General features: G+C 63.0%; 17 protein-coding genes. 9 read left to right on the top strand and 8 right to left on the bottom strand.

Annotation, left to right across the window (positions count from 1 at the left end; all coding sequences use genetic code 11):
- Window positions 1–658 precede the first annotated feature (658 nt).
- The 3 genes from P5205_00950 to P5205_00940 are packed head-to-tail and all read left to right on the top strand — an operon-like array spanning window position 659 to window position 3,134.
- A complete protein-coding gene (locus P5205_00950) occupies window positions 659–1,414 on the top strand; it encodes an ABC transporter ATP-binding protein (protein HSA08919.1) in 756 nt (251 codons plus the stop codon).
- Window positions 1,411–2,190 (top strand): ABC transporter permease, encoded by a 780-nt coding sequence (locus tag P5205_00945; protein HSA08918.1) that lies wholly within the window; start codon window positions 1,411–1,413, stop codon window positions 2,188–2,190. Before P5205_00950 ends, P5205_00945 begins: the two co-directional genes overlap by 4 nt.
- Window positions 2,187–3,134 (top strand): hypothetical protein, encoded by a 948-nt coding sequence (locus tag P5205_00940; protein ID HSA08917.1) that lies wholly within the window; start codon window positions 2,187–2,189, stop codon window positions 3,132–3,134. Before P5205_00945 ends, P5205_00940 begins: the two co-directional genes overlap by 4 nt.
- A gap of 106 nt (window positions 3,135–3,240) precedes the next feature.
- Here P5205_00940 and P5205_00935 read toward each other — a convergent pair whose 3' ends face one another.
- Both P5205_00935 and P5205_00930 read right to left on the bottom strand, forming a co-directional pair.
- Window positions 3,241–5,532 (bottom strand): hypothetical protein, encoded by a 2,292-nt coding sequence (locus P5205_00935; protein ID HSA08916.1) that lies wholly within the window; start codon window positions 5,530–5,532, stop codon window positions 3,241–3,243.
- Window positions 5,533–5,684: 152 nt separating this feature from the next.
- A complete protein-coding gene (locus P5205_00930) occupies window positions 5,685–7,760 on the bottom strand; it encodes a tetratricopeptide repeat protein (protein ID HSA08915.1) in 2,076 nt (691 codons plus the stop codon).
- A gap of 250 nt (window positions 7,761–8,010) precedes the next feature.
- Here P5205_00930 and tnpA point away from each other — a divergent pair, with 250 nt between their 5' ends.
- Window positions 8,011–8,463: an IS200/IS605 family transposase gene (tnpA, locus tag P5205_00925; protein ID HSA08914.1), complete on the top strand. Its 453-nt coding sequence runs from the start codon at window positions 8,011–8,013 to the stop codon at window positions 8,461–8,463.
- Window positions 8,464–8,594: 131 nt separating this feature from the next.
- Here tnpA and P5205_00920 read toward each other — a convergent pair whose 3' ends face one another.
- The gene (locus P5205_00920; protein ID HSA08913.1) at window positions 8,595–10,910 is read right to left on the bottom strand and encodes a hypothetical protein; all 2,316 of its coding nucleotides are present in this window, start codon (window positions 10,908–10,910) and stop codon (window positions 8,595–8,597) included.
- 308 nt (window positions 10,911–11,218) lie between these two features.
- Between P5205_00920 and P5205_00915 the strand changes: the two genes are divergently transcribed.
- The 4 genes from P5205_00915 to P5205_00900 all read left to right on the top strand — a co-directional run bounded on the left by P5205_00915 (window position 11,219) and on the right by P5205_00900 (window position 19,501).
- Entirely contained in the window at window positions 11,219–13,501 is a 2,283-nt protein-coding gene (locus tag P5205_00915) for a hypothetical protein (GenBank protein HSA08912.1), read from the top strand.
- A gap of 235 nt (window positions 13,502–13,736) precedes the next feature.
- Complete coding sequence (locus P5205_00910; GenBank protein HSA08911.1) at window positions 13,737–16,220, top strand: hypothetical protein; 2,484 nt, start codon at window positions 13,737–13,739, stop codon at window positions 16,218–16,220.
- Between the two features lie 141 nt (window positions 16,221–16,361).
- The gene (locus tag P5205_00905; protein ID HSA08910.1) at window positions 16,362–16,550 is read left to right on the top strand and encodes a hypothetical protein; all 189 of its coding nucleotides are present in this window, start codon (window positions 16,362–16,364) and stop codon (window positions 16,548–16,550) included.
- Between the two features lie 131 nt (window positions 16,551–16,681).
- The gene (locus P5205_00900; protein ID HSA08909.1) at window positions 16,682–19,501 is read left to right on the top strand and encodes a hypothetical protein; all 2,820 of its coding nucleotides are present in this window, start codon (window positions 16,682–16,684) and stop codon (window positions 19,499–19,501) included.
- 534 nt (window positions 19,502–20,035) lie between these two features.
- Here the strand turns inward: P5205_00900 and P5205_00895 are convergent.
- From P5205_00895 to P5205_00880, 4 genes are all read right to left on the bottom strand, one after another.
- On the bottom strand, window positions 20,036–20,500 hold the full coding sequence (locus P5205_00895; GenBank protein HSA08908.1) for an isoprenylcysteine carboxylmethyltransferase family protein: 465 nt from the start codon (window positions 20,498–20,500) through the stop codon (window positions 20,036–20,038).
- A 14-nt stretch (window positions 20,501–20,514) separates the two neighbouring features.
- Window positions 20,515–20,898: a rhodanese-like domain-containing protein gene (locus P5205_00890; protein HSA08907.1), complete on the bottom strand. Its 384-nt coding sequence runs from the start codon at window positions 20,896–20,898 to the stop codon at window positions 20,515–20,517.
- A 32-nt stretch (window positions 20,899–20,930) separates the two neighbouring features.
- Entirely contained in the window at window positions 20,931–21,179 is a 249-nt protein-coding gene (locus tag P5205_00885) for a zf-HC2 domain-containing protein (protein HSA08906.1), read from the bottom strand.
- 106 nt (window positions 21,180–21,285) lie between these two features.
- A complete protein-coding gene (locus P5205_00880) occupies window positions 21,286–21,927 on the bottom strand; it encodes a sigma-70 family RNA polymerase sigma factor (protein ID HSA08905.1) in 642 nt (213 codons plus the stop codon).
- A 130-nt stretch (window positions 21,928–22,057) separates the two neighbouring features.
- Here P5205_00880 and gatB point away from each other — a divergent pair, with 130 nt between their 5' ends.
- The gene (gene gatB / locus P5205_00875; protein ID HSA08904.1) at window positions 22,058–23,482 is read left to right on the top strand and encodes an Asp-tRNA(Asn)/Glu-tRNA(Gln) amidotransferase subunit GatB; all 1,425 of its coding nucleotides are present in this window, start codon (window positions 22,058–22,060) and stop codon (window positions 23,480–23,482) included.
- Here gatB and P5205_00870 read toward each other — a convergent pair.
- Entirely contained in the window at window positions 23,472–24,698 is a 1,227-nt protein-coding gene (locus P5205_00870) for a serpin family protein (GenBank protein HSA08903.1), read from the bottom strand. The genes gatB and P5205_00870 overlap by 11 nt on opposite strands.
- Window positions 24,699–24,947 lie beyond the last annotated feature (249 nt).

The following is a 24,947-nucleotide window of genomic DNA, read 5'->3' as shown; positions in this document are numbered from 1 at the left end:
TGCAGGCCAACGGTCTGCCTCATCTCGGATCGTTCCCAACGCTAAAACGTTGGGCTATTGCCCACCATCCCTCTGGGATTCGCCCTCGGGGGCCAAAAGATGTGGGTAATGCTCAGCTCCGAGGGGAGAGGGTGCCCTTCAGGGCAGGCAAGGGGTCCAGGGAACAAAGCTCGCCCCGATTACCGGCACCGCCCGTCCCCCAAGCCGGAGGCCCCCGCGCCCAGGCCAACCATGGCGAGGGGACGGCGCCAATCCGGCGGGACTACGGTGTGTATCCCATGGGGAGCGCTCCCCATGGGATACACACCGGGGTATCACGCGTGTCACAGCGTTCTCACACCGGCAAGTCCGGCTGTGGGAACCGCGATCGGGAACCACCACTGTCTCAAAAATGGACACAACACCAATTCATAATGGGACGGTTAGTTAATCCAGGAATATGGGACTGGGTTAGTGGATTGCGGTAGTCAATGGCAGGACGCGCATTCCGCTGCGCGCCGAGTACGGAGTCCGTCGTTTGAACAGGCCTTCCCGCGGCGGTTTCAGCAAGACTGCCCTGCCCGCCTGTCGTTCACGGCAAAGGTCCTGCTTGCTTTGAACAATCGTTGTGTTGTGTCTGGCGTCAGCTACACTGGCGCCCGGCTCGGCTGTTTGGAACATGGATCCCATACTGGAACTAAAGAATCTGAGGGTGGAATTTAGGACGCGGAACGCGGGGCAGGCGAAGAAGGTCGCCGTGAAAGACCTGAACTTGCGCGTCTGCCCGGGCGAAGTGTTTGGCTTTCTGGGCCCCAATGGCGCCGGGAAGACCACCACCATGAACGTGCTGTTGGGCTTCGTCAACGCCACCAGCGGCGCGGCCTGCCTGTTCGGCGTGGACGTGCGCGAGCCCATCGCCCGCCAGCGCATCGGCTACCTGCCGGAGCTGACGTATTACTACAAGTTTCTGACCGCCGAGGAGTTGCTCCGTTTTTACGCGCGCCTTTTCGGCATCCCGCGCCCCGAGGCGGAGCGGCGGATTGACGAGCTGCTGAGGCTGGTTGAGCTGGAGTCCGCCCGCAAACGCCCGATCAAGACCTATTCCAAGGGGATGCAGCAACGGGTGGGGTTGGCCCAGGCCCTGATCAACAATCCCGACCTGCTGATCCTGGACGAACCCACCAGCGGCCTGGACCCGCTCGGCCGCATGAAAGTGCGCGAGATCATCCAGCGGCTGAAGAACGAGGGCAAGACCGTGTTCTTCTCCTCCCACGAACTGGGCGAAGTGGAGACCGTCTGCGACCGCGTCGCCATCATCAACCAGGGAGAGCTCAAAGTCGAAGGCCGCGTGGCCGACCTGGTCGAACAGCACCAGGCCAACCTCGAACGCATCTTCCTCAACATCATCGGCTACCAGCCGCAAGCCTCCGCATGAATACGATTCTGGCCCTCGCTGGCGTTGCGATCAAGGAGCTGTACCGGCGCAAGGACTTCTATGTCCTGTTCGTCCTCACGGCCGTCATCACCCTGCTGATGGGATCGGTGAGCTTCTTTGACGACGCGAAGATTGTCCGCTACGTGAAGGAGATTGCGCTGCTGCTGATCTGGATCTCCGCGCTGGTGATCGCCATCGCCACCACCGCCCGCCAGATTCCCGCCGAGCGCGAGAATCGCACCATCTTCCCTTTGCTGGCCAAGCCCGTTACGCGCGGCCAGGTGATTCTCGGCAAGTTCGCCGGCTGCTGGCTGGCTTGCGGGCTGGCGCTCGTTGTTTTTTACCTCTTCTTCACCATCGTCAGCGGTTCGCGCGAGCACCACTGGCCGCTGCTGAACATCCTCCAGGCGCTCTGGCTGCAGTGGATCATGCTCGGCATTGTGGTAGCCCTGGTCCTGCTGGGCTCGGTGGTCTTTGCCGCTCCGTCTTCCAACGCGACCATCTCTTTCATTGTCGTGCTCGGGATTCTCCTCCTGGGGCGCTACTTGAACCAGGTCGCCCTCCAACAGCCGGAACCGCTCAGCTCCCTTATTTACGGCATTTACTTCCTCATCCCGCACCTCGAGTGGTACGACGTGCGTGACCTGATCATCTACGACCACAACCTGGTCGGATGGGTGGATTGCGCCCTGGCGACCCTGTATGCGGCCGTCTATGCGGCCCTGCTCCTGTTTGGCGCCTGGCTGGTGTTCCGCCGGAAGGCCTTGACCTTGTGAAGAAGCTTGGCCTGTCTCTGATTCTGCTGCTGCTGCTGGCCGCCTGTTTCAGCCTGGCCACGGTCCTGGGGCACCGCGCCTCCGGGTGGAGCAAGCGGGCGCAAGCCGACAACGTCCTCAAGGTCCTGCTCGGCGACGGGCGCCGCATGTTTGCCAACCATTTCTTCACCCAGGCCGATGTCAGTTTTCACAGCGGCTACTACCCGTCCATCTTCGACCAGGCTCGCGCCGTCAAGGACATCCGCCATCTGACCTCCAAAGAAACCGACCACGACCAAGGCCACGACCACGCGCATGCCGACGACCGGAACCACGCGCACGACCACGACCACGAGCACTGCCCCGCTTGCGCCCATGACGACCACGAGAAGCAAATGAACTTCCTCGGCCCCCCGCGGGACTGGATCGAGCGCTTCGGCCGGAAGTTCATTGTCTCCGAACACACGCATTTGGAAGGCAACAAGGAACGCGAGATCCTCCCCTGGCTGAGAATCTCCGCCGAGCTGGACCCCCAGAAGGTCGAGACCTACATCGTCTCCGCCTACTGGCTGCGCGATTTGGGCAAGGTGAAGGAAGCCGAGGACTTCCTGCGCGAGGGGCTGCGCAGTAACCCCGACAGTCACGAAATCCTGTTTGAACTGGGCCGCCTCTATTTCGAGAACCACCACAACTCCGCGCGCGCTCGCACCATCTGGGAACTGGGCCTCCGCAAGTGGGCCGAGCAGGAAGCCGCGGGCAAGGATCCCGACCTCCTCCAGCTCGACCAGCTCGCCGTAAACCTCGCGCGCCTGGAGGAGAAGGAAGGCAACCTGGCCCGCGCGATTGAACTCCTTGGGCTCGCCAAGAAGGCCTCCCCCAACCCGGAGACCCTGCAGCGGCAGATAGACGAACTTAAGCAGAAGCTAGCCGCACCGCCGCCCCCTGCCGCTCCCAAAACGCATTGAACAAAAGCCCGGCCACCCTCGCCGTTTGTTCACCGCCCGCGCAGGCAGCCCTCATCGCCCGTTCACCGACGGCTGGCCGGCAGTTTGTTGATTCTCCACAGGACCCTCATACCCCTTCACCGCGCGGACACCGCCGTAAGAGAAGAAGGATACATATACTTAGCGATAGCGCTGAAAAGGCGGAGCCAAGATAAAACGCCCGGTCCCGGTAAACCAAGGTCACTTCATGCCGTCCGGCGGGAACCTCCAACGCCTGATATGCGTAGTTGCCTCGCCACAGCCGGGCCGGCTGTCCGTCCACCGACGCACTCCAGTTGTGGTAGAACGACTGAGCGATCACGACCATCGCAGGCGCGGTTGTCTTGACGCCGAACTGGACGCGCGACGCGCTCCATTGTGGGGAAATGATGGTGGCATTGGAGACAGCGGCAGCGCGCACAAATTCTCGCGCTGGTGCGGGCATACAAACGACCTCGCGAGGCTTGAAGTCATCCGCTGTGACCGCTTGCAGGCATTCTTGATCAGTGGAGAACATCGGCTGCTGTCCGGCAGTGATCAGCGGCAGAAAGCCGGAACGTGTCTGCCACGCAAAGACGTTGTCCGGAGCCGTCACGCAGGCCACGCCGAGAAAATCCGCCAGGGGGGACCTTACCAGGCTGGCATCTTTGAGCGCTGGCATGAGTTCCGAAACCTGCCGGAGTCGGAGCGAACAAAAACCGTCCACTTTCGGAATGTTCTCCAGCAGATTGTTGTTCTGAGCCAATGCGCCCCGCATGGTAACGCAAAAGGCGACCGGATTGGTCATTCCCAACCGGTTGAGAAACGCGTTCGCCTGCTGGCTGACCAACGCCCGCGATTCCCCCAGGCGCGGCCGGTAAGACATGTTCAACTCAAGCGGTCCGAAAGCCCGCTTGTCCACGGTGGGATGCAGCCGCTGGCCCGCCGTGATCAGGTCCAATCCGACCAGCAGCACGATTGTCGCACCAAGCAATGCGCGAGTGCGAACCCGGCAGGAAGACAGGAATCCAACGAGGCAACCGACCAGTCCTGCCAGGAACAAAATCCGCATCACGCCGTCCCGGCAGGTTACTGGCCATCTTTCCTCCGGCACCGGAAATCGGTGCGCGAAGAACAATATTCCCGCAGTCACAAGCAAGAACAAAACGCTTGCGCCAATGAGAAAATGAACGTCTTGCCTGGACTTCCCCGTGGGGAGATTCTGCAGGGCGTGCAACCCGCACGCAGTTAGGAGGGGAATGGCAAAGAGCGGCAGAGCGATGAACTTGATCGGGTAGCGCGCGAATCCCAAGGCAGGCACCAATTGCTTGAGCCACGTATAGAGGAATCCACTATGCCCTAGCGCCAGCACCAGCCCAACCAGAGCCATGCCCGCCAGACAGCGGACCCGCCATTGGCGCACTCGCCAGCAAGCCACGAGCCCCAGGACCAGCACTCCCACGCCCACATAATATGACTTGGTCCAATACTGTCCCGCCAGGTGGTAAGTGTCACACAAGGATTGCGATGCGTGAAACTGCGGCACGATGAGGTTGGCCCAACCCCACGGAGGCATCGGCCACGCATCCGCCTCCCCGTACGAAGCATCACGCTCCGAATGTGCCAGCAAGTCCAGGAAGGGCAGCAATTGCGCTGCCGCAAGCCCGGCTACCAAAATCCCCACGGCGGCAAATCTCTGCAGCCCCGGCCAAACCGGGACTCGATGGCGCAATAATTCCCGCGTCCACAGCACGGTCAGAATCAGCCAGGTAAACACGATGATCTCAGGCGCGCCAGACAGCATCTGCATGGCGCCGGCTAGTGCGGCCAACGCAATCCGGCGGGCTCCTCCCCGCTGCCAGGCCTGTTCCACCGCCAGGATCACCCAGGGCTGCCAGCTCAGGGCGGCGAGGTTGCTCGTCCACAACAGGCAGTTGAGCATCAATCCATTCAAACCAAATGCCAGGCCGGCAATGCTTGCGGCCAGCCGGTTTTGCGTCCAGCGCTCCGCGAGCAAATACATGCCCACGCCCGCGAACACCAGATGACCCAGGCCGAATACACTCAATCCCCAAGGCAAAGGCAAAAGCACATAGACTAGTGACAGAGGATAACAGACCGAGGTGTTCCACTGCGCCAGAAAGGGCACGCCGCAGTTGTTCAGTGGATTCCAGAGCGGCAGTTCACCGCGCCAGAAACTGTCCTTGGTGTAGCGCGCGACGGGATAGGTGAACAAACCATAGTCCTGATAGAAAAACGTATGGGTGCCGCTAATCACGCCGGGGTAAAGCGCGAACAACAACAGCGCGATCAAGACCGCCAACCGGCCCGGCGTAAACGCCCCTATCCAAGTGCTATCGGAGCCATTCGCGACTTTGGAAGCGTTATCAATCAACTGCATGGGTCGGGGCCAACGCTAGTAGTGCACCCCTAGCCTAGCAAGCGGCAAAACATCGCGAAGCCCACACTACTCGTTTACAGCCCTCCACAGCCGGATGGCAAACAAGATCCCCATTTCCAACGCCAAAGATAAGTGCCAATTCGTCGTCCCGCTCAATCCACTTTCGGAGCGGTGTTGCCGGCAGGCGGTTTGGTGGCGCGCTCAATGGCCCACGCCGTTGCTTCCGGGTCCAACTGCCGGGCTTGTTGTTCCAGGGCCTCGGCGCGCTGCGTGTCACCCCGCCGGCGCTCGATGGTTGCCCGGGCGGCGAGAGTCGCCGCGCTGGGCTTAGGTTGCAGTTTCTCCAGCTGATCCAGTATCGCAGCGGCGTCTTCCAGTTGTCCGGCTCGGGTTTGAATGAACGCGATACCGAGAAAGGCCAGCGGGATTGGCGGCCGGCATTCGGTGGCCCGGCGGTAGGCGTGGAGCGCAGCGTCTGTCTTGCCCAGCGCCTCAAGCGCGGCGCCGAGGTTGTTCCACACGCCGGAATCTCCCGGGAGGAGCGTTAGGGTCCGCTCATAAGCCTGACAGGCTTCCTCCAGACGATTCAAGGCGAACAGCACATTGCCCCGATGGTGCTGAACCGTGCCGCGGCCAGAATCGAGGGTGACGCTGCGATTGACGTCCTCGAGCGCCTCGGTGAAGCGCCCCTTCTCATACCACGCGCAGGAACGGAAGTAGAAGTCCTGGGCGAAGTTGGGCAGCTTTATCCCGAACCAATTGGGCAGGGAAATGGCGGCCATCACGCCCGCGCCCGCCAGCACGCACAGCAAGCCTCGCCACCGGCGCCGGCGAAACATGGCCAGACCGGCCAGCACGCCGCCGCCGGCCAGCACCGCCAGGACGGGCAGCACGGGATACCGGTAACGGTCGCAGATGAAGAAGGCGAGGTTGCTCGCCGAGTAGCTGCCGGCGTAAACGAGCAGGATGAAAAGGTGATCGCGAATTCCGAATCGGGCCGCCGCCCATAGCCCGGCGGGCGCCAGCATCAGCAGGACCACCCAGCGCACCGGCAGCACGCCCAGCCAGAAGTGCTCCTGCGCGACAAACGCGAAGTCCTTGTTGTTCGGCACCTCCTTATTCCAAAACATGAGCCAGCATTTCCTGGCGATCAAGCGCAGCCAGGCCGCCGGGTCGGCTTTGATCTCGTCCACGGCCCGTTGCGTCCAATAACGGGAGATGGCCTTGGGATCGCTTTCCGGCTCGCGGTTCTGCGCCCGCATGGCGGCGAGGTATTCTTCTCGAGCCCAGACCTCCACGAGGTCCTCGTACCGTTCGCTGGCGGCGGCACCGGCGGCAATTTGCCTGTTCACCGACAATTCGGAAAGCGCGGTGGCGACGTCGTAGGCGAACATCCCATCCGCGCCGCGGCGGTTGCCGAGGTAAAGGGCCACGCCCCCGGCGTTGGTGACGAGATGGAAGCCGTCCGCCTGCCGCAGGTTGATGATCCCCCAGGGCACCATCATCGCCAGCACGCCCGCCAATCCCAGCAGCGGCAGCAGAGCGGCGCGGCCGCGGATGTGCCACCAACGCCACAGGGCAAACAGCGGATAGAAGGCCAGGAACACCAGAACGTTCGCCCGCGCTTGCGAGGCAAGAGCGATCAGGCCGCCACAGAGCATCCAGAGCAACGCGCCTCGCCATCCTTCCTTCGCGGCCGTGTGCAGGTGGAGCAGCAAAGCCAGGACGATCAAAAACGTGTAGCTGGGTTCGATCAGCAACTCTCCCTCGCAGAAGAGCGGCAGGGGAGCCAGCAGAAACAGCGCCCCGCCCACCACGCCGGCCAGGCGATGGCGGAACAGGCGCGCGCCCAGCAACGCCACCAGCAGGCCGGTGGCAATCCCGAGGAGATGTTGCGCCAGCAAGGCAAGGTCCACACCCCAGTTGCCGCCGAGCTTGTAAAAGAAGGCGAGGAACATGGGGTAAAGCAGCGGGCGGAAGCCACGAAGCTCGTGCAGGTCCTCGCCGGCCAGCAGCATCTTCGCCACGGTGTCGTAGTACTTCTGGTCAAGTGTCGGCACCCCGAAGGACGGGGTGTTCACGTGCTCGACATAGAAGCCGATCCGCAGGATCAAGCCCAACAGGCCGAGAAACACCAGCGCCCGGTTGAAGCCCGCGGGCGAGATGTCTTTGCCGAAGATGGAAGGGCTGGCGGTCTCCTTCAAGCCTGGCTGGGCGGCAGATTGCATGGCGCTAGCTTCTAGCGCAGTGAAGCTGCGCAGTAAAGCAGAGTTGTGCGCGAATGCGAGGCCTGGTTCTTCCGAAGTGGGAGAATCCACGGAAAACAAGGTGCCAGGCCCCCAGGCTGCCAGGCATTGAGACTGGCAAGCTCTCATTAACACCCCGCTTCAGCGGGGTGGGAGTCCGGCCAGGTTGGCGGAAACCGTTTCAACGGTTTCCCCGCTTGTGCCGCCGCCTGCGTTCTCTTAATCCTGCCTCATGTCGCTGCACTCCTACTCGCGGGTTTGGCTGCACCTGACCTGGGCAACACTGGAACGGAGGCCGCTGCTCTTCCAGTCCGCCGCGGCAAAGGTGTCCGCCTATCTATCCGAGTACGCACCGCAAAAAGGCATCTACTTGAGGATCAACCACGTGAATCCCGACCATGTTCATGTGTTGATTGACTTGCCCACGCAGCTATCCATTGAGGAGGTGATGCAGCTTCTTAAAGGGAGCTCCTCGCATTGGATAAACGAGAGCAAACTGCTGCCTGGCAAATTCGCCTGGGGACGCGGCTACGGCGCCTTTTCGGTGTCGCACTCGGGCGTGGACGAAGTGGCGAGGTATATTGCCACCCAGGAGGAGCACCATCGCAAGAGGAGTTTCTCGGAGGAACTTGAGCTGCTGGTGAGGCGTTATGAGCTGGAATGGCGCGAGGACGGAAACCGTTGAAACGGTTTCAACGACCGCGGACCGTCCTACACCCCGCTGAAGCGGGGTGTTAATGAGAGGCGCCGGCAGAACTCTGTCTCACACTCTTCGTGCGCGTCCCGCGGCCCATGCCGGCGCACCGGCCCGCGGCGCTATTTTCCCGGGCGAGCCTGCTCCCCCTCCGTCACGGGCAAGTATGCGAGCTTGGAGGCGAAGCGCAGCCGGCCCAGGATCCGGTCATCGGCGTCCAGCAGGCGAACTTCAACCTGCGCCAGGCTGGGCCACGGAAGAACCGGCGCCAACTCGAGCCTGAGGCGCGAGGCCTGGGAGATATTAACCGGACCAGTTCCTTCATCAACCCGGCTGACTGGGGCCCCGGACTCATTGATGGAAACACGCTGCCAGGGCTGAGCGGCGTCCAGCGGCAGGCGCTGCAGCACGGTGTGTTCGGGAGTGAGCCGCACGAATTCAATTGCGGCCAACGGCCGCGCCAAAGCCTCAACGGCAGACTCGAGCTGCCGGCGTTCCTCCGCGGAACCGGGGAGCAATTGGGCAATTGAAAACGGGGCGACCGGTCGGTCGCGGCGGACCCAAAACTGAAATGTGTCAACCTGCAAAGCCGGAACGAAATGTGCGTTAACATAGCGAAAGATGTTCTCGGGCTGAGGCTTCCCCTGGATCCGAGTCAGCTCGATCCAGTGAAGATTGACGACGAAGACGGCGCGTGGATCGGCCTCAAACTGCTCGAACAAGGCGTGTTCGTAGGCTTCGAGCGTTTCACGGGGCAGGAAAGGCGAGCGATGGCCCGTCCATAGATTGAGGCTGCGCATCAGGGGATAGGTGTAGAGCAAGCCGCCATGCGCCCGGATGTTCTGCTGGACAATGCGCAAATCGCTGGAGAGGTCACGGGCCAGGCGCAGTCGGGAAGAGCCGGGCAAATCCAGGGGTTCATTGCTGGTGAAGTTCTCGTAGCCCACCCGGCCGATGGGCAAGAGGGCCAGAACGGCCGCGCCCACCAAGACAAACCCGGCTGCCACCCGCGCGACGCGCACTTTCGCCCAATAGCGTTCGACCCAGTAACTCACTGCCTCATGCCACCCCACAACAAACAAGGGCACCCAGAGGAAACAGCCCCAGCCAACCTGGCTGCCCGGCACGGGATACGCCTGCAGCGTCTGCCAGATAAACACCCAGGCCAGCCAGAGCCGGGCACGGTCAGCGGTGCCGGGGATAGACGATGCCAACGGCACGGCCATAAGCCACGCAAGCGAGGGGCCGTAGTTGAAGCAGAAATTCTGGAGCGAAGTCGCCTCGGAGAACAACAATGGCACCCGCGCGAAGAACCACAGTCCGGCCACGATTCGGAGCGCAGCTATGGCGGGCGACACCCATGCGGCCCGTTCACGAAAATAGTAAGCGGCAGCGGCCGCCAGTTGGAAAACCGCAAGCTCCCGTGCTCCCGCCGGCCAAAGCAGTTGCACATAGTGACCCTGAGCAAATCCCTTGGGGGCCACGACCACGCCCTTCCAGAGGCCAGCCCAACTGGTGCCATGGGCAGACGCGGCCACAAGCACAACGCCTCCGAGGACCAGCGCGCCCGCAAGTCCAACCATCCCTGACCGAAGCCCGTGCTCCGGTTGTCGCGCCGCGTGGAGTGCGGCCGTCAACGCCAGCGCTCCGCATGCGAAAACGAGCACATAACCCGTGGCCCATGGGCTGGGCCACTGGTCTCGCATGAGCAGCAACGGGACGACGACACAGGCAAGCGCGCACAGCAACGAAGCCGCCCGGGTGCTGCCCAATGCGCGAGAGTTGATCGCGAACCAGGTGCCGGCCGCGATCAGGAAGAATGCGCCGACGTTGATCTTGGACAACACCATGGCCGTGCCCAGCAGGGCGACCATGCCGCCAAACACAACTGGCCGGCCCCGAACGATGGCCGCGCCGCCAACCAGCACCGCCAAGGCGACCGCTAAGGCAAGGAAGCCACTCGGATGCATCGGCTCCCGGATTACCGTGATGAGGCTAACGAAGGTAAGGGCCGTGCCGGCGAGCCCCGCCCCCACACTGCGCGTCTGCTTCCAGCTAAATAGGCCGCAGACCAGGGCTGTTCCGCACCAGTAGAAGAGCGTAAGCAACCGGCCGGTGTCGTGGTCGAAGTTCAACCCCGCCAATGCGTGCAAGAGATGATTGAAAGTAAAGAAGAACGGACCATACCAGCTTTCTACGCGATCGTAGAGTCCACCCTCGGAGCAGTAGTTGCTTAACGACCAAAGAAAGCACCCTTCGTCGTCGTAGGCCATGAACTGCGTAAATATCCGCCAGTAGCCGATCACGGCCAGCGCCGCCATCACCAGGCCACAAGCGGCGAGCTTCCACCAGTTGTGGCGCAAATCGCACCTGGTATTCACCCCGGCAAGCGGGTCAGGATCTGCCCGCTTGCGCTCCTCGGAGGAGACAATGCTCATTTCAGACAGGTTTAGGTCGGCGCAGGCAGGTGGCAAGCGCGTTCTTCATTTGCCAGGAAGGGAACTCCATTCTCTGGAAGGCGTTTGAGAATGTGATGCTCCCGGCAGAGGTTCTGGGCCGTCATTCTGCGCCCGGCAGATCGCGTTACGACCCCGAGCCGGGAATGGGAACGCCTTCAGGAACCTGGGAACAGCAGTGGTCGAACAGGGTAACCGGGGGCAGCATTACACGATATTGTCTGTCGCGCTGCGCCGCGGCCCGGAAATCCAGCTTGAAGTGGCAGGAGGTTGTGACAGAGTCCTCAGGCATGTTTTGGAACCGCCCGGCGCGAGAGCCCGCACAGGATGCGGATAGCTGGTTTACGCCCGGGCGTTTTGCCGCGATGCTCGCAGTATTGGTCGTCGCGGCGTATCCTGAAGTGCTGCTGGGACGGGGCACCTTTTTCCATCGCGACTTCTCTCTCTTCGGCTACCCGCTGGCCCATTACCATCGGGAGAGCTTTTGGCAGGGCGAGATTCCGCTCTGGAATCCGCTCAGCTACTGCGGCCTGCCGTTCCTGGCCCAGTGGAACACGCTGACGTTGTATCCCCTATCGGCGATTTACCTCCTGCTCCCGCTGTCGTGGTCGCTGGGGGTATTCTGCCTCCTCCATTTCTACCTCGCGGGCATGGGCATGTACTTCCTGGCGTATCGTTGGACGGATAACCGGTTCGCCGCGGCAGCAGCGGGGGTGGCGTTTTCTTTCAACGCGCTCATGCTGAATTGCCTGATGTGGCCGAATAACATCGCGGCGATGGGTTGGCTGCCGTGGGTGGTCCTGGCCACGGAACGGGCCTGGCGCAACGGAGGGCGTTGGCTCCCGGTTGCTGCTCTGGCCGGAGCGATGCAGCTGTTTGCTGGCGCTCCGGAAGTGATCTTCCTGACCTGGGTCCTGGTCGCCGCCCTGTTCGCTGGAGCGGTAGTCGGCGCGCCGGGCGGGCGCTGGCGCATGTCCGCGCGATTCCTGACCGCAGGTTTTTGGGTCGCCGGACTCGCCGCCGCGCAGTTGCTGCCCTTTCTGGACCTCCTTGCGCATTCGCAGCGGGGCAAGGCTTTTGCGGATTCCCTCTGGTCAATGCCCGCCTGGGGCTTGGCTAATTATCTGGTGCCCTTGTATCGCAGTTACTCCTTATCTCTGGGGACCTATGCGCAACCGGACCAGTATTGGATTCTCTCGTATTACCTGGGCGTGGGAGTGGTCGCGCTGGCGCTGTTGGCGATCGGACTGGTCCGCCGCCGTCTGGTCTGGCTGCTGAGCGCCCTCACGGTGGTGTGCCTGCTCCTGGCTCATGGCGATCATGCCCTGCTCTACTCTGCTTTCCGGAAGGTGGTGCCCGGCTTGGGATTCATGCGCTATCCGGTTAAGTTCGTCATTCTGCCGACGGTTCTCATTCCGTTACTGGCCGCAGTGTTTCTGACCCGCTGCCTCACGGTCACGCCCGATGAATGGCCACGCCTTCGCCGCTACCTCCTTGGGCTTGGCCTGGGCCTGCTGGCTATCATCGGCATAGTGGTCTGGTCCGCATATCAGTATCCGCTTCGCGACACTTCAGCACTCGTCGCCGCGACGAGCGGAGCCAGCAGCGCGGGTTTCCTTATTATGATCCTGGGTGTCATAGTAGCGTTGCGCCAGACCAACCGGCAGCCGCTGGAAATTCCGGTGCGCCTGGCGCTGATCATGCTTCTGTGGCTTGATACCCTGACTGCCATGCCGCGGCCCAATCCCTCCGCTCCGCGCTGGGTCTATGAACCGAACCTGGCGCGCAAGGAATTGCGCCCAAACCCCGCGCCGGAGACCGGCAGAGCGCGAGTCATGCTCACCGCAAAAGGTGAAAACAAGATGTATTATCTTCAAATGACCAACGCCAGCGAGCAAGTTGTCTATGCTCGCCTGGCGCTGCACGCCAATGCCAATCTTCTCGACCGAATCCCCAAAGTCCTCGGCTTTTACTCACTCTTCCCGCAGCAATTGGGCGAGATTAAATCCACCTTGTTGGCCGGGCCTCAGCCTCCGGCCAGGCTGGCTGACTTCCTGGCCGTTTCGCACATTAACATGCCGGGCCGGGTGATTGAATGGGAATTTCGGCCGACTCATTTGTCCTGGGTCACGGCCGGACAGGAACCTGTGTTTACGAACGCTGCCGCGACCTTGAAAGCGCTGACCTCGCCGGATTTTGATCCGCGCCGGACCGTTTTCCTGCCCCCGACAGCGCGGGCGCTGGTCACGGTCTCGAATTCGTCGCCGGCGCATATCACCGTCCAGGAGTTCTCGGCTCATAGAGTGAAACTGGAAACCGAGGCAGCCGAACCGGCGCTGGTGGTGATCGCGCAGTCGTTCTACCACAACTGGCGCGCCTACGTGGCTGGCCGCCCCGCGCCCCTTTGGCGAGCCAATCATGCCTTCCAGGCCCTGCAAGTGCCGGCCGGCCGGCAGGAGGTCATTTTGGCATACGAAGACCGGGCATTCTATTGCGGGGCAGTGATCTCCCTGATTTCTGCCGTTGCGGCCGTGGGCATCTGGCTCCGCGGACGCAAGCGCCTCGCGAGTTAGCTGTTCTCGCCGATTTGGCCATGACGTTGAGGGGCTGCTTCATGAGCCTGTGAAGCATTAGCTGCAGGCTTCGGTCGGGGGAGGAAGCCTTGCCGGGCTTCGCCGGTTCTGGTAACAGCAGGCATGGGCTTTTCACAAGCCCAGGTAGCCGCCGGTGACGGCTATCCTGTGCGGCTTTGCGCCTTTAGCGAAAGACACGGACACGGCTGAGCAAGTCTCTAATCCGAATGTAATTATGAACCACAACCCGATCCTGGGCCGGACATGGCCAACATTTCTAACACTGCTCCTGCTGGGCTGCGGGCTGGCGCCGACGCTCGCCGGGCAGGCCGCGCCAGCCAGCCGCCCTGTCAGCGCAGTCCTGCGCGATCCGCTGCCGCCCGAGGAACTCAGCTTCTCGGAGAACGCTACCGAGGTCACGATTAACGGGCCCACGTTCACCTACCGCGTTCGCAAGGCGACGGGCGCCATTAGCGCATTCCGCGTGGTTTGCGAGGGGCAGGAAGTCATCGCTGCCACCGGCCCGGCCGACATTCAGATTGACCAATACCGCCTGGCCTCGGAACTGAATTCCTGCAAGCTGGCCATTGAGACCAAGGGTACGGACAAGGTAGTTCTCCGGGCGGAGGGGGTGCTCCGCGATCCGGCGAAGCGGGGCCCGGAGGTGGATTACACGCTGCTCCATACGTTCTTCAGCGACGGCGTGGCGGTGACGGCGGTGAAGCTGTCACCACGGGCGGACTTGCGCGTGGAACAGGCGCTGCTCTACCAGCTTCCCGCCCAGGGCCAGTTTAGCCATTACCTTCACAAGAGGCGAGATGAGCAGGGCGACGACGCCGCGCACGGCAGACTGCCTGAGCCCGGACAGGCCGTCCGGCTGCAAACGCTGACCTCCTGCCTGCAGGTGTTCAGCCCAACGGCGGCACTGGCGATCTTCACGGACGGCGGCGCGCTCCACTTGAGCCGGCCGAAGCTGGATACGGCTGTCGCCGAGGTAATCGGTAGGGACGGCCGCCAGGCGCAAGTGGCCCTGACGCAGTATGTGGCGCGGGTCGCTCCGGGCGACAAGCCTTACGTGCTGAAGGCGGGTGAACCGCTCACTTTTCGGGTCGGCATCAGCGTCGCCCCCAACCGGCTGCCGCATCCGCGGATGAACGATCTGCGGATGTTCGTGTGGATTGGCGATGCGAAGTATCCTTACCCGACGGACGAGGAGATCAGCGGCGTCGCCCGGCTGGGCTTTACGCTCTTTCAGATGCACCGCCCGGGCACGCCAGGCGAGCCGCGCCCGCCGGCGGGAGAGTTCGAGCGCGTCCTGGACAAGGTCCACGAGCTGGGCATGCTTTTTCTCTGGGAGGAGAATGCGGACCTTTTGTACGCGAGCGCGCCGGGCGTGCGGGAGATGCAGGCCAAAGGCAAATGGCCGCTTTGGCAGGGATTCAACTATGGCGGCCGCTACCTGGCCACGATGGACCCTTACTGCGACCTTATCGCGACCTGCCTCGCCTCGCCCAACGGCCTGGCCGAATACCGCCTCGGCAACATCACCCGCATGCTGGACCGTTTCCCGGTGGACGGAATCTACCTGGACGACAACCTGGCTTACCCGAACTGCACGTTGTGGCGCGAGCACGGCCATCCCCGGGAGGTCTATGACTGCCTGATCGAGCTGCACGAGATGAACTGGCGCCGCCGCGAATTGATGCGCCGCCGCTGTCCGCACGTGGTGCTGGTCAGCCACAACACGCGCGCGTTTGTCCTGCCGATCCTTTGTAACTTCGACGCGCTGATCTACGGCGAAGGCTACTCCTTCGGCTCGCTCGATGACTATTGGAACTACTACGGCTTTGCCAGGAGCATCCCCGCCCAGAACATGATCTGGCCCGGCGGCGAAGACCCCACTCGCTGCCCTGCTTCGCTGGTTTATAACTACGACCTGCTTACCGGCGGCGGCCAATACACCCAGATAGACTGGCGCATTTATCCCAGGAAATTCCCCTATGCCAAGGGCGTCACCGAACTCGAATCGCGCTATACCCGGACTTACAACCTCGCCCAATACTACTTCGGGCTGTATGAGTCGAAGGCTTGGCCCTTCGCCGATGCCGCCGGCCTGTTCGCGACAACGACGCCCCAGACTTACGCGACGATTTACCGCAACCAGACCTGGGGCGACTGCCTGATCCCGGTCGCCAATATGGCGGCCCAGGACCAGAAAACCGCGCTCGAGTTTCAGGCGCCGGAGGCGTTCGGCATCGGGCCGCAGAACGACTACACGCTCTTCGACGTGGTGCGGCGGCTCGCCAGGACCGTGAAGGGCAACCAACTCAACCAGGGCCTTGCCGATCTCTCCATCCCCGGGCAGAGCCTTCGGCTGTTCTGCCTGCGCGCCGCGCCAGGGAACGCCCCGTTCCATCTTTGGGGCGGCAAGCGCATCTCCGAACATTGGGATGCCCAGGCGCGCAAGCTGACCTTCTCCATCCAGGGCCCGCCCGGCCTGCAGGACACCGTGTTCCTCGGCGGGGCGAACCTGGGGCTGGAGAAGGTCCTTACCGCGGGCAATCCGGCGGAGTTCTTGTTCGATCCAGGTCAGGGATTGGCGCATGGGATGGTGATGTTCTCCTCCAAGCCCCTGACCCTCGAAGTGTTGTGTTCCCGCGATGGCGTCAATCGCCTGCCGACCGGGAAGGCGACCGCCCCCGCGGACCGGGGCTTCTGAAGTCCTCCGCGCAAACCGCCGCTCGCTCCCACACGGGCGAGCGCAGCGTGACACCCTCTGTCGGTCCGCGCGCCGTCCGCCGCGAGTTCCGTCAATTTCAGGGGTTGCTTCCGGGCGGGAATGGGTCTTAACTCGGTCCTGATGAACAGCGCTCCGTCATGCGCCGCCTTCGCGGGCGGCTTGTGGCTGGCCCGCGTGTCGGATGCCAACGCGCAGTGGTTGGCAATCGGCACGTTGCGAGGGACGATCGAAGGCGGCAGTCCATCGCTGAAGTTGGAAACGACGAGCGGCGGCCTCGAGCTGTTCCAGCACGGAGCAAAACAGAAATAGCTGCGCGAAGGAGCGTGATCTCCCATGAGATACGGACTGACCCCAGTCCTCAGGCAGATGCGTGCCTTGGCGCAGGCACTCAGGGTGTGGAATCAGACATACATCAGAGAATTCGAAAACTCATATTTGCCATGAAGACGAAAATGACCTGCCTGCTGGCCATCCTGGCCGGCGGCAATTTAATGGCCGCCGATATCGAGGCGACGGTTTACCCCGGCCAATCAGCCAGCAACAGCCTGAGCGTAACCCTCCCGTCGCTGCCGCCCGCGGCGGACGTCTTGTTTTCGTTCGACGTCACCGGGAGCATGGGTGGGGTGATTGACACGGCGAAAGCCAACGCCATTAGCCTCATGAACGCCCTCCAGGCCACAGGTGTCAGCTTCCATTTCGGGGTGTCTTCGTTCGGGGATTACCCCAGCTCCTACGACTCCTGCGGCTACGATGCCCCGTATGGCACCAACAACTGGGTGGGAATGCCCGCGGATTACCCTTACAGGTTGGACCAGGCGCTGACGACCAACCTGAGCGCTGTCTCCGCGGCAATCAACAGACTGCAAATTACTCCGGGCATGGATGGGCCCGAGTCCTACACGCGCGCCCTTTACGAGAGCTACGCCGACCCCAGCATGACCTGGCGTTCGGGCGCCAAACGGGTCGTAGTCAATTTCGGGGATTCTGTGCCCCATGACTGCAATCTGAACCAAGGCATTCCCGGCAAAGGCACTACGGTCGAGTCAACCGGCGGCGACCCGGGCCGCGACGGCATCATGGGAAACAGCGACGATCTCGACCTGCAAGCGGTGTTGGCCGCCATGGCCACGAATCATGTGGTCCTCCTGGCGGCCCGCATAAGCAGCTTTGCCTTCACGGACTATTATTTCCAATATTGGGCCAATTGGACGGCGCGAACCAGCGGCAAGGCCTTCCAGAGCACCAATGTCACCCTGATCAATGACCTCAGGCACGAGATCACCAACAGCCTGACCATTAGTTGCGTGGACAACCTGGCGCTAAGGGTGGAACCGCCGGCGTTCAGCTCCTGGCTGGCGGCCGCCCCGCCCGCTTACGGCCGGGTCTGCTCCGGCGAAACGCCCGACTTCAACCTGGCCTTCACCCCGCCCGCCGGCACCGCCGCGGGCGATTACACGTTCACGCTGCACGTGGTGGACGATGCGGGCATTAACTACCTGTCCAAAACCGTCGTGGTCCACGTCATGCCGACCGTGCCTTTGCCTGCGGCCCTCAACTACAGCAATTCCACTTGGGTCACGGCCACGAGCCTCCCATGGTTCGGCCAGACCAATGTGTCTCATGACAGCGTCGCCTCCGGCCGCAGTTACTTCATCGGAGATAGCCAGCAAACCAGCCTGAGCACTACCTTTAACGGCCCCGGCACCCTCTCTTTCTGGTGGCGGGCCTCATCCCAGGCGAACGCCGACATGCTGAGTTTCCTGAGCTACGGCGGCGGATACACCAACCCGGCGATCCAGCTCTCAGGAGAGACGGGCTGGCAGCAACTCAACGTACTTCTGGGCGGCGGCCCCCAAACCGCGGTCTGGTCCTACACCAAGAACGCCTCGCAAAGCGCCGGGCTGGACGCCGGGTTCGTTGACCAGGTCAGCTACGTGTCGGGGCCGACGCTGCCCTTTATTATTACTAACCCGGTCAGCCGCCTGGTCACCGCCAGCACCCCCGTCACCTTCTCGGTGCTGGCCAACGGCACACCCTTGCTGGCTTATCAATGGCGCCTGGACGGCACGGATATTCCGGGGGCCACATCGAACGTGCTGGCCATTGCCTCCGCGAGCGGGGCCGATGCCGGCACCTACTCAGTCCGGGTTTCCAATGACTATGGCGCCACCAACAGCGCCGACGTGACCCTGGGCATCTTCCCCTTGATCCAGCGCGGCGACAACTCTCAGGGTCAGGCCGATTTCCCGAACACCGCCACAAATCTCGTCGCCATTGCCGCCGGGGCCTGGCACAACCTCGGCCTGCGCGCGGACAGCACCGTCCTGGCCTGGGGCAACAATTATGCCGGCCAGTGCAACGTGCCCGCCGGGCTGAGCAACGCCCTGGCCATCGCCGCCGGCGGCTACCACAACCTGGCGATTCAGGCCGACGGCGCCGTGGTGGCGTGGGGCGCGAATGATTACGGCCAGACCAACGTGCCCGCCGGCCTGGCTCCGGCGATCGCCATCAGTGCCGGCACCTGGCATAGCCTGGCCCTGGGCCGCGACGGGACTGTGAAGGCCTGGGGTGATAACACCTGGGGACAGACCAACGTGCCGGCGGGAATGAGCGGCGTGGTGGCCATTGCCGCCGGGGGCAATCACAACCTGGCGCTGCTGGCTAACGGCACGGTGGTGGCCTGGGGAGAGAACACCGATGCCGAAGGGAACCTGGCGGGACAGTCCATGGTGCCCCCGGCACTGGCGGGTGTGACGGCCATCGCCGCCGGCGCCTACCACAGCCTGGCGGTGCGGAGCGATGGGACAGTAGTGGCGTGGGGCGACGATTCGATGGGCCAGGCCAGCGTGCCGTCGGGACTGAACAACGTGATGGCGGTGGCCGGCGGCGGCGCTCACAGCCTGGCTCTTCGGGCCGATGGCACCGTGGTGCCGTGGGGCGATAACTGGAACGGCCAGTGCGACCTGCCGTTCCCGCTGGCGAATGTGGTCAGCGTGGCGGGCGGCGAGCAGCACTCGCTCCTGCTCGTTACCAGCAGCCTCCGCGCCCCGGAGTTGCTCAATCTGGTTCGGGTGCCCGGAGAGTTCAGCTTCCTCATCCGAACGCTGGCCCGCAAGCATTACGCCCTCGACTTCAAGGACTCCCTGTCGGCGCCCAATTGGAGCCCGATCGCCACCAACACCGGCAACGGCGGCCTGTTGCTGCTCACCGACCCCGTCGCCAACGCCGCCCAGCGCTTCTACCGCATGCGCCAGTGGTAGCCGGGAGCCGCAGGGTCTTGGAGTGCGCCGGCAGAGCGCAGCGGCGACGGCGCTTGTTTAGCCGCAGTTCCGCCCCCGAACTCCGAAAGCGGGGTCGCGCTCCGCTTGCCCCCGCACTCCAAAAGCCTGGCCAGCGGCGGCCCTCTGCGGCTTCCAGCAACCCCGGTGCGACAACGATGTGAAGCCCGTTATACCCCTGTGTGGTTCCCGTGGGGGCCGACCCCCATGGGAACCACACAGGGGTCCCGCCGGATTGGAACCGTCCCATCGCCGTAGTTGGCATGGGCGTGGGGTGCCTCAGGCCTGGGGGATGGGCGGAGCCAGTCGTTGTCGGCGAAGGATTCAGTCCCGTCCAGCGCCGGCAGAGCGCAGCGGCGATGGCGCTTTTGGATCCGCGGTTCCGCTCCCGAGTTCGGAAAGCGGGGTCGCGCTGCGCTTGCCCCCGCACTCCAAAAGCCTGGCGAGCGGCAGGCCCTGGTTCAAGGCGTGGCGGCTGGGCCACCAGGCGCCCGAGCTGTGGCGGCCGGGGTTAGCTTAATAGATGCACGGCACAAACCGTCGCACCCGGCGCTCATAGCTGGTGTAGTCGGGGAATTGTTGCCTGAGCCAGCGTTCTTCGCGGCGGGCTTTGGCGTCGAAGAGCGGGGCCAGGGCCAGCGCCGCCAACAGGGCGGGCCCGCTGCCCCAAACCAGCGCCCAACCCATCGCGCCACAGAATACCGCCGTGTAGAGGGGATGGCGGATGAAGGCATAGATGCCCGTCTGGACCAGCCGGGTGCCGGCGGTCGGTTTGGGATACGGCGTCAGGCCCCGCCCCAGGCTGATCGTCCCCGCGAGCCCGCAGCCGGCGCCGATCAGGAGCAAACAAGCGCCGCAGAGAGTGAGGGGGAGACTCTGCCACTGACCGCGACACAGAATGCCGGCGGCAATGACAACGCACAGAAGGACGCTTTGCCCCAGCACCCAAAGCCCGCCGCGTTGGAGGAAATCGCCGCCCATCGGCGCCCCGTCGTTTACGGCGCCGCGTTCCCCGCCCCGACGATCTTCGCCGCGCTGCCGTAGGAGCCGAGGTTGAATACCTTGCTGTACCCCAACTGTCTCAGCACGCTTGTGCCCCGGCCGCTGCGCGCCCCGCTCCGGCAGTGGAGCAACAGCGGCTGCTCCTTATTGGGCGCGTGGCGGGCGATTTCATCGCCCAGCCGGTCGAGGGGAATGTTGACCGCCCCCGGCAGATGTTGTTCCTGGAACTCGGCTTCAGTCCGCACATCAATGACGAGCGCGCCTTGGCTATGCCATGCGCGCGCGGAGGTCGGGCTCACCTGGCCCAGCCGCTTCAGGAGCAGCCAGGCGATGACCACGACGGCGATGATGATGATCCATGTGACTTTCGGGGGCATGAGATTGGAAGAGGCTTAAGGGACTGTGCGGTTCAGGGTTTCGGACAGTGAGTTTCGCTCCAGCGCCGCCGCAGGGCGGAATGGAGGCGCTGGCGGAAGGTGGCCGGCAATTCGTAGGGCTGGCCCCCCTTATAAAGCGTGATGGTCTGGCGGATGTTGTCCACCACCACCTGGCAGGGGTTGCACCCGGCCATGTGCTTCTCAAACTCCTCGCATACGGCCGGGTCCACTGTGCCGTCCACGTATTCGTTCAAGACCGCAAGCAATTCCGAACACTTCATATCGCTCTGTTCCATCAGACTGAGCCTCCAGCCGGAGAAAAGTTACAGGGTGGCAGCGCTGAGAAGTTGTGTGTGCGCACCGGGGTGCTCTGGCAGGGGCTCCCGCTCAGTGGCCATGCGGAATTCGCGTCAGCTGCCGGCCCGGGTCGCCCAGGGAACGGGTCAATTCCTCACGGAGCTGGAGGCGGGCGCGCAGCAACCGCACTTTGGTGTTGGCCTCGCTCAGGCCGAGAGCTCCGGCGGTGTCCCTCACGGACAACCCCTCGACATCCCGCAGCAAGAATACCAGCCGGTGCTTCTCCTCCAGTTTGGTCAATGCCTCATCCAGCAAGCGCCGGACCTCGTTCTTGTGCACAAGTTGTTCCGGCGACTGCCGCCAATCGGCGATGTACTCGGGATGGGGGATGGTGTCGTAATCGTCCCCCGGCTCAGTCGCTGCTTCGAGGGAGACCGTGTCCAGCCCCTTGCGCTTGCGGATGATCTTGAGCGCCGCATGCGCGGCGATACGCAGGAGCCAGGTGCCGAAGGATGCCTCGCCACGGAAGCCGCCGAGGTTCTCCAGCGCGCTCAGGAAGGTCTGCTGCGTCACATCCTCGGCGTCCTGCTCCTGGCGCAGCATTCGCAACGCCAGGGAATACACCCGCTGCTCGTAGCGATTGGTCAGGGTCTCGAAGGCCTCCAGCTCCCCCGCCTGGACGCGAGCAACCAACTCGGCATCGCCGGCTTCCGGGATTGTCTGGTTCGTCATGATTTGGGGCGGTCCAGTGAACCGCCCCCACCCGTATCAGACCCGCCCCACCCGGGTCAATCCGCTTTCCGGGGCCGGCGAATAATCCGTGTGCAACCGCGCCTGTCTGTGGTAACAATTCCCCGGCATTATGGACTACGAAGCGGTCATCGGACTGGAAACCCACGTCCAGCTTAAGACGAAGTCAAAGATGTGGTGCGGCTGCGCCAACGAGTTCGGCGCGCCCCCGAATACCCACGTTTGCCCGGTGTGCCTGGGCCTGCCCGGCGTACTGCCCGTCGCCAACGAGGAGGCGTTGCGGCTGACGGCGCTCACCGGTTTCCTGCTCAACTGCACGGTGACGCGCTACGCCAAGTTCGACCGGAAGAACTACTTCTACCCGGATATGCCGAAGAACTACCAGGTGACGCAGTACGACAAACCCTCGACTATCAACGGCTCCGTTGAGTTCGAGTTCAACGGCGGCATCGCGCGGGTGCGCATCACCCGGGCGCACCTCGAGGAGGACGTGGGCAAGAACTTCCACTTCGAGCGGAACAGCGGCGTGGACTTCAACCGCGCCGGGGTGCCGCTGATGGAGATTGTCTCCGAGCCGGACCTCACCAGCGCGGACATGGCCTACGAGTATCTCAACGCGCTCAAGGACATCCTGGTCTATGGTGGCGTGAGCGATTGCGACATGGAGAAGGGCATGGTGCGCTGCGACGTGAACGTCAGCGTGCGCCCCAAAGGGCAGACCGGGCTCGGCGCCAAGATAGAAATCAAGAACATGAACAGCTTCAGCGGCGTGCGCAAAGCGCTGGAGTATGAAATCCCGCGCCAGATCGAGGTGCTGAACAAGGGCGGGAAGCTCATCCAGTCCACCCGCCGCTGGGACGACGTGGCCGGCATCACCGAGGAAATGCGCACCAAGGAACACGCGCACGACTACCGCTACTTCCCCGAGCCGGACCTGATGCCCTTCCAGCCGGACGACGCGTGGCTGGCGGAAGTGAAAAGCCGCGTGGTGGAACTGCCGCTGGCGCGCAAGCAACGGTTCATGCGCGACTACCAGTTGCCGGCCTCCGACGCGCAGACCTTCGTGTGGGATGTGCCGCTGGGCAACTACTTTGAAGGCTTTGCGAAGCAGGCGAAGAACCCCAAGGCCGCCGCCAACTGGATCATCAACAACCTCCGCGCCCGGCTGACGGAGTCCGGTGCCGCGCTGCCCGACCTGAAATTCAAGCCCGCCGCCATCCTGGAGCTGATTGACCTGGTGGATGGCGGCAAGATCAGCAGCCGCATCGCGCAGGAAGTATTTGTGGAGATGTTCGCCACCGGCGAGGCGCCGGCCAGGATCGTCGAGCAGAAAGGCCTGGCCCAGGTGAGCGACGCGAGCGCCATCGAAAAGTTCTGCGACGAGGCGATTGCCGCCAACCCCGGCCCGGCGGCGGACTACAAGGCCGGCAAAGCCGCCGCCCTGAACTTCCTCAAGGGCCAGGTGATGAAGCTGAGCAAGGGCAAGGCGAACCCGGCGCTGGCGGGCGAGATTCTGGAGCGGAAGCTTAAGGGGTAGCGGGTCCGTTGCTGGGGTCCGCCAATCGGCCCAGGAACAGGAGGCTGCCGGATCGGGTGTCGCGAATGAAGAAGATGAAAGGATGATCGGCGCGAAAACTCGGCAGCCGCGGAGCCACCGACTTTACCGTCGCTACCACAGCCGTCGCTGCGGCCGCTTCGGTGCCCTCCTCGTTCACCTCGCCCCAGGCTTTGTGGAAGACAGCGGAAATGAAGAGGTTCTTTGTGCCATCCATGCCGGAGAAGTCGGCTTGCATCCCAAACGCGTCCGTCATGCCCATGCTGGCCAGCGTGCTATTAAGCTTGAAGCTGGACTCCAGCTTGAACCTGGGCAGGTAGATCTCGACCTTCTGCTCCCTCATTTGCTTTAGCGTGTCCGCGAGCAGCGCCGGAGTCAGGCGATCCTCCAACTGGCCGCAACCCTCAATCTGGCGCGGCAACAGGATCACCATCGAAAGCGTGCCGCCGGTGTAAGGCAGTTCCACTGCCTGGAAGTCTTCATTCTCCATGTACTTGACGTTGTCCTGGTGGTGCATCAGCGGCACATCCACCCGGCGGCTCGACGTGAGGTGAAACGGATTAGGGGACGTTCCGGCCTTGTCAAACTGCTTGGCCCAGGCGCCCTTGAAGTAAATAGCGTTGACCAGCACCAACCGCGTGACAGCATCCACGCTGCCGGACTCCAGGATGTCCTGAATCTTGTACTTGGTCCTTTGCGCCACCCAACGGTTGATCTCACCTCTGGCGGCCTCGGCTGCCGTCTTGAAGTCGGCCTGGGCAACGCTGGCCTCATAATTGTCTTTGGCGATCCGGAGAAAGGCCCGCAGGAAGGGGTAGCCTTTCTGTGCCCACAGTGCATTGGCAATGCTCAGTTCAACGCCCTTCTGCCGGCCGGCGCTGTCCAGTTCCCGCTGAAGTTGGCCGAAGGCTGCATGGAACGCTCGTTGGTCTTCGGCGAAATGGAGAACCCTGGCCATCTGCTTCTCGGTCTCGCCCCGCGCACCGGCATAGGTCATCGCCAGGGCGGTGGAGATGCTGTAAGGCGAGAAGAACAGGTTGCCCGGCTCAGCCTTAAGCTGGCCGAACAGGTCCAGGGCAAAAGCATTGTTTCCCTCCGCCGCAGATTGGCTCTGCTCCGACGGGGTCCCGGGCGAGCAACCAAAAATGAGAGCCCCCGCTATAATGCCGGCGAGGGCGTTACCACGACTCCGTTTCATATACAGGGCATCCTTTCTTTGCATACCAGTATCCCGGTTGTGCTATCCGGTCAAACCAGACCACATCAGTCACATCAGTCAGACGGAAATCCCCCCTGGATGCTCCCTCAATTCAGGGTGCTGTCGGCGGGGGCCGCTTGGCTGGCAGTCGGCAAGCATGTTCAAATACGCCGAACCGGCGAAGTCCTTGTGACGCTTTGCCTGGTTCTTGGCGCGGACATTTGATGTTCCGCACGAAATGGCGACAGA

The sequence above is a fragment of the Candidatus Paceibacterota bacterium genome (assembly GCA_035452965.1).
Classification (GTDB): domain Bacteria; phylum Verrucomicrobiota; class Verrucomicrobiia; order Limisphaerales; family UBA8199; genus UBA8199.
Note: the sequence above shows the minus strand (reverse complement) of the source record. Positions and strands in the feature narration are given on the sequence as shown.

Bases quoted from the DNA above. Each gene is read 5' to 3' on its own strand.
- P5205_00900 (HSA08909.1), top strand. From the start codon at position 16,682: ATGAAGACGAAAATGACCTGCCTGCTGGCCATCCTGGCCGGCGGCAAT.
- P5205_00915 (HSA08912.1), top strand. From the start codon at position 11,219: ATGTTTTGGAACCGCCCGGCGCGAGAGCCCGCACAGGATGCGGATAGC.
- gatB (HSA08904.1), top strand. From the start codon at position 22,058: ATGGACTACGAAGCGGTCATCGGACTGGAAACCCACGTCCAGCTTAAG.
- P5205_00950 (HSA08919.1), top strand. From the start codon at position 659: ATGGATCCCATACTGGAACTAAAGAATCTGAGGGTGGAATTTAGGACG.
- P5205_00920 (HSA08913.1), bottom strand. From the start codon at position 10,910: ATGAGCATTGTCTCCTCCGAGGAGCGCAAGCGGGCAGATCCTGACCCG.
- P5205_00870 (HSA08903.1), bottom strand. From the start codon at position 24,698: ATGAAACGGAGTCGTGGTAACGCCCTCGCCGGCATTATAGCGGGGGCT.
- P5205_00885 (HSA08906.1), bottom strand. From the start codon at position 21,179: ATGAAGTGTTCGGAATTGCTTGCGGTCTTGAACGAATACGTGGACGGC.
- P5205_00890 (HSA08907.1), bottom strand. From the start codon at position 20,898: ATGCCCCCGAAAGTCACATGGATCATCATCATCGCCGTCGTGGTCATC.
- P5205_00910 (HSA08911.1), top strand. From the start codon at position 13,737: ATGAACCACAACCCGATCCTGGGCCGGACATGGCCAACATTTCTAACA.
- tnpA (HSA08914.1), top strand. From the start codon at position 8,011: ATGTCGCTGCACTCCTACTCGCGGGTTTGGCTGCACCTGACCTGGGCA.
- P5205_00935 (HSA08916.1), bottom strand. From the start codon at position 5,532: ATGCAGTTGATTGATAACGCTTCCAAAGTCGCGAATGGCTCCGATAGC.
- P5205_00945 (HSA08918.1), top strand. From the start codon at position 1,411: ATGAATACGATTCTGGCCCTCGCTGGCGTTGCGATCAAGGAGCTGTAC.
- P5205_00895 (HSA08908.1), bottom strand. From the start codon at position 20,500: ATGGGCGGCGATTTCCTCCAACGCGGCGGGCTTTGGGTGCTGGGGCAA.
- P5205_00880 (HSA08905.1), bottom strand. From the start codon at position 21,927: ATGACGAACCAGACAATCCCGGAAGCCGGCGATGCCGAGTTGGTTGCT.
- P5205_00930 (HSA08915.1), bottom strand. From the start codon at position 7,760: ATGCAATCTGCCGCCCAGCCAGGCTTGAAGGAGACCGCCAGCCCTTCC.
- P5205_00905 (HSA08910.1), top strand. From the start codon at position 16,362: ATGAACAGCGCTCCGTCATGCGCCGCCTTCGCGGGCGGCTTGTGGCTG.